Here is a 14,078-nt window from a genome sequence, read left to right on the forward strand (position 1 = left end):
AGCGTTAACACTCCACAGAGGTGCTGTAATGGATTTGGTCTTTCACCAAGTTGATGCTTTTACCGATCGGCCCTTCGCGGGCAACCCCGCCGTGGTGTACTGCCTGGATGCTTGGCTGGCGGACGGGCTAATGCAAAAGCTTGCAGGCGAACACAACCAGGCTGAAACGACGTTTGTCGTGCGTGAGGGCAACCACTGGCAGATTCGCTGGTTCACCCCGCTGACCGAGGTACCGCTGTGCGGGCACGCTACCCTGGCGGCGGCCTTTGTATTGTATGAAGTGTTCGGTGAGCAAACTGCCCAGCTGGAATTCATCAGCAAGTCCGGGCGGCTCAGCGTCACCCGCGAAGACGGCCGGCTGTGGCTGGACTTCCCGGCCTTGCTGCTCAGTGAAGTCGGCGTCACTCTGGATATCGAGCGCGCTCTGGGCGTGCAAGTGGTCGACGTGCTGGGCTCGGCCGAATTATTCGTGGTGTTGGAGTCCGAGCAGGCCGTGCGGGATTGCTCGCCCGACTTTGCCGCACTGGCGCAGCTACCCTGGCCAGGCGTCGCGATCACTGCCCGCGGTGAGCATCACGACTTCGTCTCCCGCTATTTCGCCCCGGCCATCGGCATTAGCGAAGACCCAGTGACAGGCTCGACCCATTGCAGCCTGATCCCTTATTGGTCTAGCCGCCTTGGCAAGCTTGGCTTGTCGGCCTACCAGTGCTCTGCCCGCGGCGGTGAACTGGCGTGTCGGCTGGAAGGTGACCGGGTGAAGATCGGCGGGCACGCCGTGTTGGTTTGCAGTGGCCGATTTCACCTCGGTGGGGCGTTGCTCAGGTAGCGCCAACGGGCGTGCTGCCAGCGGCGGTAAACAGCACCAGATGGTCGGCGGCTACTTCGATGCCTACGTCGGCGCCCGGCGCATAGTCGATATGGCTGGGAAATATCGCCTCCAGCTGACTACCAGTGGCCAATTGCAGGCGGTACAAGGTCGAGGCACCGGTAAAGCTCTTACTCGTAACCTTTGCCCTGAGGGCACTGGCGGGGGCGTGCACGATATCGTCGGGGCGCAGCAACACATCGACCGCGCCACCCACTGGCCAAGGGTAAGCGCGGTTGCCGCGCAGCTCACCTAGCTCGGTCGAGACGGTTTCCGGGCTGCTCAAGCTGCCGCGAATAAAGTAACCCTGGCCGATAAAGCTGGCGACGAAAGGGGTTTGCGGCTCGTGGTAGAGGTTGTAGGGGGTGTCCCACTGTTCGAGCCGGCCGGCATTGAACACGCCCACCTGGTCACTCACCGCGAAGGCTTCTTCTTGGTCGTGGGTCACCAGAATAGCGCTGGTGCCACGGCTTTTGAGAATATCGCGCACTTCATGGCTCAGGCGCCGTCGCAGTTCCACATCGAGGTTGGAAAACGGCTCGTCGAGCAACAACAGTTGCGGCTCGGGGGCCAAGGCACGGGCCAGTGCAACCCGCTGTTGCTGGCCACCGGAGAGCTCGTGGGGATAGCGCTGGCCTAACCCGTCCAACTTCACCAGTTGCAGCATCTCGCGGACCACCTGGGCCTGGCGCGGGTGCTTGCGAATGCCGAAGGCGATGTTTTCGCTGACGGTCAGGTGCGGGAACAAGGCGTAGTCCTGGAACACCATGCCGATACGGCGTTTCTCCGGCGCCAGGGTGAACCCGGGCCGGGAGATCACTTCGCCGCCCAGGATTATTTCGCCTTCGTGCACCGGCTCGAAGCCGGCGATGGCGCGCAGGGTGGTGGTTTTGCCGCACCCGGATGAGCCCAGCAGGCAGCCGATATCACCGCTGTTCAAATGCAGGTTGAGGTGCTGCACCACCCGTTGATCCTGGTAACCGCAGGCCAGGTTGCGCAGGTCCAACAGCAAGGAATGGCTCATGGTGCTTGGTAACCCTCAGCGACCAGAAACTCCAGCAAGGCCTTTTGCGCATGCAGGCGGTTTTCGGCCTGGTCCCAGGCTACCGAGCGCGGGTCATCGAGCAGGTCGAGGCTGATTTCTTCGCCTCGGTGTGCTGGCAGGCAGTGCATGAACAGCACATCGTCGGCGGCCAGGTCGAGCAGGGCGCGGTTGACCTGAAACGGCGCGAATAACGCCAGGCGCCGGGCGGTTTCTTCTTCCTGGCCCATGGAGGTCCATACGTCGGTGCTCACCAGGTGAGCACCGGCCACTGCCGCCTTGGGGTCGCGAACGATGGTCACGCGGCCGCCGGCCTTGGCCAAGAATTCGGCATTGGGCTCGTAACCTTCAGGGCAAGCGACGCGCAACTGGAAGTCGAACTGAATGGCCGCTTCAATGTAGCTGTTGCACATGTTATTGCCATCGCCGATCCAGGCCACTGTCTTACCTTTGATAGGCCCACGGTGTTCGAGGAAGGTTTGCATGTCGGCGAGCAACTGGCAGGGGTGCAGGTCATCGGACAGGCCGTTGATCACCGGGACTCGCGAATGGGCGGCAAACTCGGTGAGGTTGCTGTGGGCGAACGTGCGGATCATCACCACATCGAGCATGCTCGACATCACAATGGCGCAATCGCTGATCGGTTCGCCCCGGCCCAACTGGGTGTCCCGTGGCGACAGAAAGATTGCCTGGCCGCCAAGCTGGATCATGCCGGCTTCAAAGGAAATCCGCGTGCGGGTCGAAGCCTTTTCGAAGACCATCCCCAGCACCCGGCCCTTCAGGGGTTCGTGCAGTACACCGCGCTGACGCAGGTCTTTGAGCTCGACCCCGCGACGAATCACACTGAGCAACTCTTCGGGCGTGCAATCCATCAGGGAGAGAAAGTGCCTTGCGCTCATCATTGACTACCTTTTGCAACGGACCGCAGAGACTCATCAACAGGTTTTTCGGAAAAACGCGTGAGACCTGCGGCGAAAGCCGCACGGGGCGACGAAATTAAGGAAAGACGCCATCGTATAATTAAATGTCGCGTGTTACCAATAGCCTGCTAGCGTTTGCAGTGAGCTTTTGTTTCAGTCCGGGTCGCCATGGGGCGTAATTCCGTGAACCAGCCGATGAAATGACATTAATTCGCGTTTTCCAAGGTAGCGCGGGATTTCCTAAAAGTTTGGCGTGGGTTATAACGTCTCATCGCGATACATGGAGTCATGGGAATGGAATCTAAAGAACAACAATTAATGGAGTTGCTGGGGGTAACGGCCCGCAGTTTGACCCATTTGACGGCATCGATTACCTCAATGTCTTTCGAGTTGCTGCGCAGCGAAGATGAGGTGACCCGCACGGCGGGCAGGCGCATGATCGATCGCATGGCCACCATCAGTTCGGGGCTCGATGAGCACTGGCGGCTGATCGGCGAACTGACGGGCGTGCATTTCGCCCAGGAACAGATCGAAACGGTGCTGGAAATCCAGCTGCAAAGCGGCCCTGAATCGTCGGCGTCGGCTTCATAAGCGCGTAGGCAATTGCCCTTGGCGCGCCGCGCGCGATGATTTCCGTTACAATGCCTCACCGAGCCGACGACTGTCGGAAAGCTTAGCCGAGGTGTTCCATGGATATCATCGAAACGATTAAAGAGCAGATTGCCAACAACACCATTCTGCTTTACATGAAAGGTTCACCCAATGCCCCGCAATGCGGCTTCTCTGCCAAGGCCGTTCAGGCAGTGATGGGCTGTGGTGAAAAATTTGCCTACGTCGATATTTTGCAGAACCCGGAAATCCGCGCCAACCTGCCTAAATACGCCAACTGGCCAACTTTCCCGCAATTGTGGGTCGGTGGTGAGTTGATTGGCGGCAGCGACATTGTGGCCGAGATGTTCGAAAACGGTGAATTGCAGGCTGCTATCAAGCAGGCGGCCGAAGCAGCAGCCACTGCCAAGAGCCAGGCTGACGCTTAACCGCTTTTGATGGCACAAAAAAACCCGTATCAGCCGATACGGGTTTTTTTTGCACCCTTTTATAGTTTAGGCTTCTTCGCCCATGTTCGATTGCAAGTAGTTCTCCAAGCTGACCTTGTCGATCAGGCCCAGTTGGGTTTCCAACCAGTCGATATGCTCTTCCTGGGACTCGAGGATATCTTCCAGCATGTCCCGGCTACCGAAGTCGCCCACCTTCTCGCAGTGAGCGATAGCAGTCTTGAGGTCAATCAGGGCTTTGTGCTCGATCTTCAGGTCGCACTCGAGCATCTCGCGGGTGTGCTCGCCGATAAGGATCTTACCCAGCTCTTGGAGGTTGGGAATGCCTTCCAGGAACAGGATGCGCTTGATCAGCTTGTCAGCGTCTTTCATCGCGTGGATGGATTCTTTGTACTCGTGCTTGCCCAGCTTGTTCAGGCCCCAGTCCTCGTACATGCGTGCATGCAGGAAGTACTGATTGATGGCGACCAGCTCGTTACCGAGGATTCTGTTGAGATGCTGGATAACGCTAATGTCGCCTTTCATGGAGGGAGCCTGCCTTACTGGAAGTAGTCAATGGCGAGAGTTTGGCCCCAGGAATTACTGCTGTCAAACCTAAGTTATTGAATAATATATGAAAATTAATCGGAATAAGAATGACTGTGTTCCGCATCCAGTGGCTAAGTCATTGTATTTTGGACATAAAAAAACCGGACGCTAGGTCCGGTCGTTTCGAAATAGGGATTTTACGCAGCGGTAAATTCTACCGGGTAGGGCAGGTTGGCCTGGGTACTCTGCAGTTCGGTGAGGGTTTCGCGTACCACTTGCTTAGCTAAGCAAGCGCATTTGCCGCATTGGGTCGCTACGCCGAGGGTTTCGCGGACATCTTTGAAGCTGCAGCAGCCTTCATAGATAGCATCGCGTATTTGCCCATCGGTGACACCTTGGCAGAGGCATACATACATAAGCTAGGACCATCGCTGTTCAGAACTCGATAAAAACGATCGTAATCTTAATGAGAATGCTTGTCAAAACTACTTCGCGTCGGTTTTGGCTTCGGCGATGGACGGTAGGCGAGTGTGGGGGAAGGAATTTCAGGTAATAAAAAACCCCGCTTTGAGGGCGGGGTCTTTTGAAGCAGAATCAGTACAAGTTAGATAACTTGAACTTCTTCAGCTTGCATGCCTTTCTGACCGCGGGTAGCGATGAAGCTAACCTGCTGGCCTTCTTTCAGGCTTTTGAAGCCGTCAGATTGAATGGCTTTGAAGTGAACGAAGAGGTCGTCACCGGATTGTGGAGTGATGAAGCCGAAGCCTTTTTCATCGTTGAACCACTTAACGGTACCGGTTTGGCGATTGGACATGGTGTATCTCCTTGGACAAAGTTAACTGCGGTTCAGGAAACGTCCTGGCCGAGACTGAGTGCAAAGAGCAGGAAAATTCATGAAGATGTTGGACATCGGGTAGAGATTCTCAGTGACACAAGCAACACAGTGGGACTACCTTAACGCGTTTTCCCGGCCCTGCCAATGGTCTTTTTGATCTTTCTGGAAATAGCCCGTTTGCCGGGCCTTGACGCCATAAAGCTGTCGCACTCAGGCCCGGCCAGCGTCTTGAAACAGTAGCCAGCCTTTGAACCCACGGCCGTGGCCCGGTAAGATGCGCGGCATCAACGACTTCAACTCCTCGCTATTTCAGGACACCCCGCCATGAGCATCAAATCGGACAAGTGGATTCGCCGCATGGCGCAAGAGCACGGCATGATCGAGCCCTTCGTCGAACGCCAAGTGCGCGGTGAGGGCGCCGACCGAGTGATATCGTTCGGTGTTTCCAGCTACGGCTACGATGTGCGCTGCGCTGACGAATTCAAAGTGTTCACCAACATCAATTCCGCAACGGTCGACCCGAAGAATTTCGATGAGAAAAGCTTTGTCGACATCAAAAGTGACGTATGCATCATTCCGCCTAACTCTTTCGCCTTGGCCCGCACCGTCGAGTACTTCCGTATCCCGCGCAACGTGCTGACCATCTGCCTGGGCAAGAGCACCTATGCGCGTTGCGGCATCATCGTTAACGTCACGCCGTTGGAGCCAGAGTGGGAAGGCCACGTAACGCTGGAGTTCTCCAATACCACCACGCTGCCAGCCAAGATCTACGCCAACGAAGGCGTGGCGCAAATGCTGTTTCTTGAGTCGGACGAAGAGTGTGAAGTGTCCTACAAGGACCGCGGCGGCAAATACCAGGGCCAACGCGGCGTGACGCTGCCACGCACTTAAATTGGCCCAGGTAGAACTAGTCAGTTTTTTTTCACTCTATTGACATGAACTGTCCCGGATCGCGCCTAGCGTTTCGGGCAATCGCTCAGGAGTGTCTATGAAAATCGACCCGACTATCTCTGCCCGGCTGGCCTCGCTGCAACCTAATCAAATTGGGGTCATGGCCTGGTCGCTGCTTGCCAACCCACATGCTCAGATGGCGGGTGGGGTGCCAGGCCAGCCTGATCCAGATACCCCGCAGCCTACCGAGCCGGGTAGCCCGACGGTCCCCGACGAGCCGCCACCCGCCCCCGTGGCCTGACAACCTGATGCTGGCGCGCCTCAGTGGCTTTAATCCTGGGGCAGCGCCGAAGGTTGCGCGGTGACTGGCCAGACTTGGCCATCACCCACTACGAATATCCGCTGCTTTCCCTTTGCTTCTATTGTGTAGCCGCCGGTAAACGCGCCGAATGCAGGCAGCAGGCTCACCCGTTCGTCCAGCAGAAAACAGGGCAGGCGTAGCTGCTGCCGGCCTGGCCCGCGTAAGCGGTAGGCCGGGTGAATATGCCCTGCCAAAACGGTATGCGTGGGGTGAGGGTCTGGCTCATGCTGCAAGGCAAACGGGCCGAGCAGCAGCGGCTCAGCCACCACCTGAAAATTCAGCGCCTGGGGCGGGTCACCCGCGTGCCGATCGTGATTGCCGCGAATCAGGGTGATCGGCAACAGCGGGGTGTTCGCACGCCATTGGCTCAACGCGGCGAGGGTGGACGGTGCGTGTGAGCCGGGGGCGTGCAGGAAATCACCCAGGAAGATCAGCCCATCGCAAGGGTAACGCTGCAACAGGCTGTCGATGACGGCCAAATTACTCGCGGTGGTGCCGTGGGGCACTGGTTGACCCAAGCTGCGATAGGCCGCCGCTTTGCCGAAGTGCGCGTCTGCGATCAGTAGCAATCGTTGCGCCGGCCAGTAGATGGCCTTCTCTGCCAGTAACCAGAGCTCGCAGCCGCTTAACTCGATGCTGTGATAGCTACTCATCGGCAGCGTGCTCCAGGTCGCCGACCATGCGGCGAATGCGATCGGCGAGTTTTTCCGAACTCAAACTCTCGCGTAATCGGTCGACAATCAACGGAAACGCTAAAGGGGTGGGGCGCTTGATGGTGTGGAAGTCCAGGCGCAAGCCCTGGATCTTCAGGAGAATCTGTTCCAAGCGCTGCACCTCGAGTTCCTGGCGCAGGACCTCTTGCTGCGCTTGACTCAACAGCAGATTGCCGGCGTCGTACTGTTTGAATACTTCGAAGAATAGCCCGCTGGAGGCCTGCACCTGGCGCGTGCTTTTTTGTGCACCGGGGTAGCCGCCGAACACCAGGCCCGATATCCGCGCAATCTCGCGAAAGCGTCGCAGAGCCAGTTCGCCTGCGTTCAGGCTGGCGAGCACGTCGTGCAGTAGGTTGTCGGGGCTCAACAGTTCGGCGGTCAAGGCCTGTGACCAGTCGACTGGGGTGGCGCTGAGCAATTCCAGGCCATAATCGTTCACGGCGATGGAGAAGGTCAAAGGCGCCTGCTGGCTCAGTCGCCAAGCCAGTAAGCTGGCCAGGCCCAGGTGCACCTGGCGGCCGCCAAAGGGGTAGAGGAACAAGTGCCAGCCCTCGCGGGACTTCAAGGCTTCGGCCAGCAGGCTCTGTTTACCGGGTATCGCCGACCAGGCCTGCTGGATCTCCAGCAGCGGGCGAACCGCGCGCATGGCCGGGCTGTTGAAATGGCCATTAGCGGCGGCGTCCAGTTGTTCGACCAGCGCTTGCGCCAGTTCACTGGACAGCGGCATGCGCCCACCGCTCCAGCGCGGCACCACGGCTTTTTTGCCGGTGCTGCGTTTGACGTAGGCGGTCATGTTCTCAACCCGCACCAATTCGAGTTGGCGGCCGGCGAAGAGAAAGCCATCGCCAGGGCGCAGGCGTGCGATAAAACCTTCCTCCACGCTGCCCAGGGAACGGCCACCGCCGCCTTTGCTCCAGAATTTCAGGGCAATGCTGGCGTCGCTGACGATGGTCCCCACGCTCATGCGGTGGCGGCGGGCAACGCGTGCGTCGGGCACCCGCCAAATACCCTCTTCGTCGGGCTCCACCCGCCGGTAGTCGGGATAGGCTGTGAGCGAGTGGCCGCCGTTACGCACAAAAGCCAGCGCCCAGGCCCATTCCTCATCGGTCAGTGCCTGGTAAGCCCAAGCCGTGCGAACCTCGGCCAGCAGCGCCGGCGGTACAAAGCCTCCGCCCAAGGCGATGCTGACCAAATGTTGCACCAACACGTCGAGCGGCTTGTAGGGCGATTCCCGCGATTCGATCAGCCGCGCCGCCACAGCAACATGGGCCGCTGCCGCCTCCACCAACTCCAGGCTATGGGTCGGCACCAGGGTCACCCGCGAGGCCCGCCCAGGCGCGTGCCCGGAGCGCCCGGCGCGTTGCATCAGGCGGGCTACGCCCTTGGCCGAGCCGATCTGCAGGACCCGCTCCACCGGCAAGAAATCCACCCCTAGATCAAGGCTGGAAGTGCACACCACGGCTTTGAGCTGGCCCTCCTTGAGGGCTTTTTCGACCCAGTCGCGCACCTCGCGGGCCAATGAACCATGGTGCAGGGCGATGATACCCGCCCAGTCAGGCCGCGCATCGAGCAGGGCCTGATACCAGATTTCAGACTGCGCGCGGGTGTTAGTGAACACCAGGCAACTGCGGCTGCTGTCCACTTCGGCCAGTACTTGGTCGAGCATTTTCAAGCCCATGTGGCCAGCCCAGGGAAAGCGCTCGATAGACGCGGGGAGCAGCGTATCGACTTCAAGCTTTTTGTTTTGCACCCCTTGCACACTGATGCCTTGGCCGTCGGGTTGCAGCACTTGCAGGGCATGCTCCTGGTTGCCCAGCGTGGCCGAAATACCCCATACGATCAGCCCAGGGTTCCACTGGCGTAGGCGGGCGAGGGCCAGTTGCAGCTGCACGCCACGTTTGTTGCCGATCAGCTCGTGCCATTCATCGACCACCACCATGCGCAGGCTGGCTAGCTCCTCCACGGCCTTTTCGCGGGTCAGCAATAGGGTCAGGCTTTCCGGCGTGGTTACCAGTGCACTGGGCAGGCGGCGGCTTTGCCGGGCGCGCTCGGTGCTGCTGGTGTCGCCAGTACGCAAGCCCAGGCTCCAGCCGAGGTTGAGGTCCTTGACGGGGGCTTGCAGGGCGCGCAAGGTGTCTGCGGCCAGCGCGCGCATTGGGGTGATCCAGAGGACCGTCAGGGGGGCCATGGGCGGCTTGCGTTTGCCGGTGATCGGCGCGGGCAGCGGTTTGGCGAATTGTTGCAGGGCGGCGAACCACACGGCGTAGGTTTTACCCGCGCCAGTGCTGGCGTGGAGCAAGCCGCTCTGGCCTTGCTGCACGGCCGCCCAGACCTGCTTCTGAAATGTGAAGGGCTTCCAGCCGCGTTCAGCGAACCAGGGTTTGGCAAAGTTTTGCGAAGATGGCATACCGGCGGCGGAGTCCTTTTGCTTTCATAAAAGACCGCCGCAGCCGGGGATTAGTTTGGTTGCATTGCGCGAGTTACTTCAGGTTGCCGCTGAGGAACTGGCGCAAGCGCTCGCTGGTAGGGTTGTCGAGCACCTGTTGTGGCGCGCCTTGCTCCTCGACCAAGCCTTGATGAAGAAACACCACCTGGCTGGCGACCTTGCGCGCAAAGCTCATTTCATGGGTCACCATGATCATGGTGCGGCCTTCTTCGGCCAAGCCCTGAATGACGCGCAGCACTTCACCCACAAGCTCCGGGTCCAGCGCCGAGGTGGGCTCATCGAACAGCATGACCTCGGGCTCCATGGCCAGGGCGCGGGCGATAGCCACGCGCTGTTGCTGGCCACCAGACAGAAATGCCGGGTACTGCTCGGCCACCCGCGCCGGCAGGCCGACTTTGTCCAGGTACGCGCGGGCGCGTTTTTCAGCTTCTGGCCTGGCGACCCCAAGGACCCGGCGTGGGGCCAGGGTGATGTTTTCCAGCACCGTCATGTGGCTCCACAGGTTGAAATGCTGAAACACCATGGCCAGGCGCGTGCGCAGGCGCTGCAGTTCGTCAGGGTCGGCAACGCGCATGCCGCCAGCGTCGCTGACCATGCGGATCGGCTGGCCGTCCAGGCTCATGCTGCCGTCGTTGGGCTGCTCAAGAAAGTTGATGCAGCGCAAAAAGGTGCTTTTGCCGGACCCACTGGCGCCGATCAGGCAGATAACGTCGCCACTTTTGGCTTTCAGCGAGACGCCTTTGAGTACGTGGTTGTCACCGTAGCTCTTGTGCAGGCCGTCGATAGTCAGTTTGTACATGCGCCATGCGCCCTCAAGGTGAAAGTAGGTAACCGCTGCGGTAAGGCTGGCGGCCGGCGACATGGGCGATGACCATGCCAGCGCTGGCCATGCGGCGCAGGGTGCGGGCGTACAGCAGCCCGGGGTGTTGGTTGTAGATGGGCGTGACGCGGTCGCTGATAGGGTCAATGATTTGCGCCACCAATTCGCCGGCTTCCAGGTACTGACCCGGTACGGCGTTGAACACCAATAGCCCACCGACCGAGGTGCTCACCGGCTCCACCGCGGCCAAAGGTGTGGCTGGTTGCGCAAGGGCCGGGGGCATGGGGATATCGCCCTCTATGGCGCCGCGATAGGTCAGGTAATTGAGGATCGCTGTGGCATCCCGCTCGGCCATGACGTGATTGACGTCGGCCTGGCCGCGCAGCTCCAGGGTCACAGAAAAACTAATGGGCGGGATGGGGAAACGCGCGCCGAAGCGCTGCTGCAGTTGCCACCCCACCAGGGTAAAGCACTCGTCGAAAGACTGCCCACCCGAGTCGGTCGCCAGCAAGCTGGCCTGGGCCCCGAAGTAGCGCGACAGCGGCTCGACCTGCGGCCATGCCTCAGGGGTGGTGTACAGATGCTCCACGGACTCGAAGTCGCAATGCAGGTCTAGCACCAAGTCGGCGTCACAGGCCAGCCGTTGCAGGGTCAGGCGCTGCGATTGCAATTGGGTGGAGCCCTGTTCGGCCAGCAGTGCTGCGTGCAGTGCCGCACGGATCAACTGGCGATTGTCCTCGGGGTTGTCGCCCAGATGATCCTGTACGGCATCGCCGACCTGGTCGGCAACATCGACGAAGCCGCGGTTGAAGTTTTGCCCCGTCTCCAACTCATAGCGCCCCAGGGGCGTGTCCATGAGTACCTGTTCCAAGCCGGCCGGGTTGGCCAGCGGGACCAAAACAATACGGCTGCGCAGCTTGCCGGCTTGCTCCAGCTCGGCCAGGCGCTGCTTCAAATGGAACGCCACCAGCATGCCTGGCAGCTCATCGGCGTGTAGCGAAGCCTGGATATAGACCTTGCCGGTGGCGGCGTCAGGCCCATAGTGGAAGCTGTGGATCTGTCGGGCGGTGCCGGGCAGCGGTGCCAGTAGCTCGTGGGTATCGTGGCGCATCGAAGAGTCCTAGTGAGCCGGGCCGAGAAAGGCCAGCCAGCGGCGTTCGGCCAGGCGAAACAGGCCCACCAGGGCGAATGTCACGGCCAGGTAAATCAGGGCGGCAATGCCGAATGACTGAAAAGTGAGGAACGTCGCCGAATTGGCGTCCCTGGCCACTTTGAGAACATCCGGCACCGTGGCGGTGAAGGCGACCGTGGTCGAATGCAGCATCAAAATGACTTCGTTGCTGTAGAACGGCAGCGAGCGCCGCAGTGCCGAGGGCATGATCACGTAGGCGTACAGCTTCCAGCCGCGAAGGCCGAAAGCTTTGGCGGCCTCGACTTCACCATGGTTCATGCTACGAATGGCGCCGGCGAAGATTTCTGTGGTGTAGGCGCAGGTGTTCAAGGCGAACGCCAGGATGGTGCAGTTCATCGCGTCGCGGAAGAAATCGTTCAGCAGCGGCTGGCCGCGCACGGCCTCCAGGCTGTAGATGCCGGTGTAGCAAATCAGCAACTGGATATACAGCGGCGTACCGCGGAACAGGTAGGTGTAGAACTGCACCGGCCAACGCACGTAGACCCGCGGCGATACCCTGGCGATGGACAGTGGAATGGACACGACAAAGCCAATGGCGATCGAAGCACTGAGCAGCCATAGGGTCATGGCCAGGCCGGTGAGGTGCTGGCCATCGGAATAGAGGAAAGGCCGCCAGTATTCCTGCAATAACTCGATCATCGAATGGCCTCCCGGCTGCCGGCGTTGTAGCGCTTTTCCAGCCACCGCAGCAGCAGGTTCGAAACACTGGTAATAAGCAGATAGATCAGCGCCGCCAGCACCAGAAAGTAGAACAGCTGGTAGGTGCTCTTGCCGGCGTCCTGGGCGGCCTTGACCAGGTCGGCCAAGCCGATGATCGAGACCAGGGCGGTGGCCTTGAGCATGACCATCCAGTTATTGCCAATGCCGGGCAGGGCGAAGCGCATCATTTGTGGAAACACCACAAAGCGAAATCGCTGCCCGCGCTTGAGGCCGTAGGCCGTGGCGGCCTCGATTTGGCCGCGGGGCACCGACAAAATGGCGCCGCGGAAGGTTTCGGTGAAATAGGCCCCGTAAATAAAACCCAGGGTGATCACCCCGGCGGAAAAAGGGTTTATTTCGATGTATTCCCATTCCATGGCATCGGTCAGGCCGGTGAGCCAGGTTTGCAGGCTGTAGAAGATCAGCAGCATCAGCACCAGGTCGGGAACGCCCCGGATCAGTGTGGTGTAGAGCTGCGCCAGCAGGCGTAATGCGCGCACGCTGGACAATTTGGCGCTGGCGCCCAGGAGGCCGAGGGCCACAGCCACCAGCAACGACAGCGCAGAAAGCTTGATGGTCATCCAGGTGCCCTGCATCAGCAGCGGGCCAAAGCCCTTCAAGCTGAAGGCTGAAAGCCCCAGTTGTTGTAGGAATTCGTCAAACATGAACAGGCCTTTACTGAACGAAAAAACGCCCAGGCTCAACGGCGCGCCTGGGCGTTATCGGGAGGTATTACTTACCGCTGTACAGGTTCAGGTCACCGAAGTGCTTCTTCTGGATTTCGGTGTAAGTGCCGTCATCGTGTAACGCTTTGATACCCTTGTTGATCAGGGCCTTGAGCTCGGTGTTACCCTTTTTGATACCGACAGCAGTCTTGGCGGGCAGCAGCGGGCTGTCGATAGGCTCGCTGATCTGATAGCCAGCGCCTTGGGGTGACTTCAGGAAGCCCAGCTCGGCCTGCAGCATGTCCTGGATCGAGGCGTCGAGACGGCCGGACACCAGGTCGGCGTAGACTTGGTCTTGGTTGGCGTAGGCCTGGGTTTTCACCCCCGCCTTGTCCAGTACTGCCTTGGCGTAGGCTTCCTGGATGGTGCCTTGCTCATAGCCAACGGTCTTGCCTTTAAGCGAAGCCACGTCGGCACTCAGGCCTGCACCTTTTTTGAACACCAGCGATGTCGGGCCGGAGAACAGCTCGTTGGAGAAGTCGATGACTTTCTCGCGGGCCTCGGTCACGGTCATGGAGGAGATAACACCGTCGAACTTGTTGGCCTTCAGGCCGGGGATCATCCCGTCGAAGTCACTTTCGACCCATTTGCACTTGACCTTCAGCTCTGCGCAGATCGCATTGCCCAGGTCGATGTCAAAACCCACCAAGTTGCCATCGGCGGCCTTCGATTCAAAGGGTGCGTACGAAGGATCGACTCCAAAACGCAGTTCTTTGTAGTCCTTGGCCATTGCGCTAGCGGCCGACATCGCCAGAACCAATGCCGATGCGATCGTGGATAGCTTCAGTAATGCTGTGTTCATATGCAGTCCTTAGAACCCGATTTTGGCCCGTGTGCTCTCGTGAAGCAGCGCGGGTATTCGTTACCGGCAAATGCCAGACCTTCGCAAAGTAGCAATTTTCGCACCATAGTCCCTGAACGGGCGTTTGAAAGCACAGTAGCCAAGTGCCATGGACGATGCAATGCCCAAATTCGGGCATGCGCAA

General features: G+C 59.6%; 17 protein-coding genes. 5 read left to right on the forward strand and 12 right to left on the reverse strand.

All coding sequences use genetic code 11. The features are described from left to right. The first annotated feature begins 28 nt into the window (after positions 1 to 28). Positions 29 to 826: a PhzF family phenazine biosynthesis protein gene (locus tag QCL65_RS07155; RefSeq protein WP_407315556.1), complete on the forward strand. Its 798-nt coding sequence runs from the start codon at positions 29 to 31 to the stop codon at positions 824 to 826. Here QCL65_RS07155 and QCL65_RS07160 read toward each other — a convergent pair. Both QCL65_RS07160 and argF read right to left on the reverse strand, forming a co-directional pair. Continuing rightward, positions 819 to 1,889 (reverse strand): ABC transporter ATP-binding protein, encoded by a 1,071-nt coding sequence (locus QCL65_RS07160; protein ID WP_407315557.1) that lies wholly within the window; start codon positions 1,887 to 1,889, stop codon positions 819 to 821. The two genes, QCL65_RS07155 and QCL65_RS07160, sit on opposite strands and share 8 nt — an antisense overlap. Continuing rightward, positions 1,886 to 2,806 (reverse strand): ornithine carbamoyltransferase, encoded by a 921-nt coding sequence (gene argF / locus QCL65_RS07165; RefSeq protein WP_407315558.1) that lies wholly within the window; start codon positions 2,804 to 2,806, stop codon positions 1,886 to 1,888. The genes QCL65_RS07160 and argF overlap by 4 nt, the downstream gene beginning before the upstream one ends. A gap of 315 nt (positions 2,807 to 3,121) precedes the next feature. Between argF and QCL65_RS07170 the strand changes: the two genes are divergently transcribed. Both QCL65_RS07170 and grxD read left to right on the forward strand, forming a co-directional pair. After that, positions 3,122 to 3,418, forward strand: a complete 297-nt coding sequence (locus tag QCL65_RS07170; protein WP_407315559.1) for a hypothetical protein — start codon at positions 3,122 to 3,124, stop codon at positions 3,416 to 3,418. A 98-nt stretch (positions 3,419 to 3,516) separates the two neighbouring features. Beyond that, positions 3,517 to 3,864, forward strand: coding sequence for a Grx4 family monothiol glutaredoxin (gene grxD / locus QCL65_RS07175; protein WP_407315560.1), 348 nt, complete (start codon positions 3,517 to 3,519; stop codon positions 3,862 to 3,864). A 66-nt stretch (positions 3,865 to 3,930) separates the two neighbouring features. Here grxD and bfr read toward each other — a convergent pair whose 3' ends face one another. From bfr to QCL65_RS07190, 3 genes are all read right to left on the reverse strand, one after another. After that, positions 3,931 to 4,407, reverse strand: a complete 477-nt coding sequence (bfr, locus tag QCL65_RS07180; RefSeq protein ID WP_407315561.1) for a bacterioferritin — start codon at positions 4,405 to 4,407, stop codon at positions 3,931 to 3,933. 200 nt (positions 4,408 to 4,607) lie between these two features. Continuing rightward, positions 4,608 to 4,826 (reverse strand): bacterioferritin-associated ferredoxin, encoded by a 219-nt coding sequence (locus QCL65_RS07185; RefSeq protein ID WP_407315562.1) that lies wholly within the window; start codon positions 4,824 to 4,826, stop codon positions 4,608 to 4,610. Positions 4,827 to 5,014: 188 nt separating this feature from the next. Beyond that, positions 5,015 to 5,224: a cold-shock protein gene (locus tag QCL65_RS07190; RefSeq protein ID WP_002554837.1), complete on the reverse strand. Its 210-nt coding sequence runs from the start codon at positions 5,222 to 5,224 to the stop codon at positions 5,015 to 5,017. Between the two features lie 345 nt (positions 5,225 to 5,569). On the opposite strand from QCL65_RS07190, the gene dcd reads away from it, so the two are divergent. Then, positions 5,570 to 6,136 (forward strand): dCTP deaminase, encoded by a 567-nt coding sequence (dcd, locus tag QCL65_RS07195; protein ID WP_002554836.1) that lies wholly within the window; start codon positions 5,570 to 5,572, stop codon positions 6,134 to 6,136. 97 nt (positions 6,137 to 6,233) lie between these two features. Next, positions 6,234 to 6,437 carry a hypothetical protein gene (locus QCL65_RS07200; RefSeq protein WP_407315564.1) on the forward strand — a complete coding sequence of 68 codons (204 nt, stop codon included), beginning with the start codon at positions 6,234 to 6,236 and terminating at the stop codon, positions 6,435 to 6,437. A gap of 29 nt (positions 6,438 to 6,466) precedes the next feature. On the opposite strand, the gene pdeM is transcribed toward QCL65_RS07200, so the two are convergent. The 7 genes from pdeM to QCL65_RS07235 form a co-directional block, all read right to left on the reverse strand. Next, the gene (gene pdeM / locus QCL65_RS07205; protein WP_407315565.1) at positions 6,467 to 7,150 is read right to left on the reverse strand and encodes a ligase-associated DNA damage response endonuclease PdeM; all 684 of its coding nucleotides are present in this window, start codon (positions 7,148 to 7,150) and stop codon (positions 6,467 to 6,469) included. Beyond that, positions 7,143 to 9,617 carry a ligase-associated DNA damage response DEXH box helicase gene (locus QCL65_RS07210; protein WP_407315566.1) on the reverse strand — a complete coding sequence of 825 codons (2,475 nt, stop codon included), beginning with the start codon at positions 9,615 to 9,617 and terminating at the stop codon, positions 7,143 to 7,145. The genes pdeM and QCL65_RS07210 overlap by 8 nt, the downstream gene beginning before the upstream one ends. Positions 9,618 to 9,690: 73 nt before the next feature. After that, a complete protein-coding gene (locus tag QCL65_RS07215; RefSeq protein WP_407315567.1) occupies positions 9,691 to 10,455 on the reverse strand; it encodes an ABC transporter ATP-binding protein in 765 nt (254 codons plus the stop codon). Positions 10,456 to 10,468: 13 nt separating this feature from the next. Beyond that, a complete protein-coding gene (locus QCL65_RS07220) occupies positions 10,469 to 11,587 on the reverse strand; it encodes a succinylglutamate desuccinylase/aspartoacylase family protein (RefSeq protein ID WP_407315568.1) in 1,119 nt (372 codons plus the stop codon). A 9-nt stretch (positions 11,588 to 11,596) separates the two neighbouring features. Then, entirely contained in the window at positions 11,597 to 12,307 is a 711-nt protein-coding gene (locus tag QCL65_RS07225) for an ABC transporter permease (protein ID WP_407315569.1), read from the reverse strand. After that, positions 12,304 to 13,032 (reverse strand): ABC transporter permease, encoded by a 729-nt coding sequence (locus QCL65_RS07230; protein ID WP_407315570.1) that lies wholly within the window; start codon positions 13,030 to 13,032, stop codon positions 12,304 to 12,306. The genes QCL65_RS07225 and QCL65_RS07230 overlap by 4 nt, the downstream gene beginning before the upstream one ends. A gap of 67 nt (positions 13,033 to 13,099) precedes the next feature. After that, complete coding sequence (locus QCL65_RS07235; protein WP_407315571.1) at positions 13,100 to 13,894, reverse strand: transporter substrate-binding domain-containing protein; 795 nt, start codon at positions 13,892 to 13,894, stop codon at positions 13,100 to 13,102. Positions 13,895 to 14,078: the final 184 nt, after the last annotated feature.

Source organism: Pseudomonas sp. nanlin1 (assembly GCF_045571515.1).
Taxonomy (GTDB): Bacteria; Pseudomonadota; Gammaproteobacteria; order Pseudomonadales; family Pseudomonadaceae; genus Aquipseudomonas.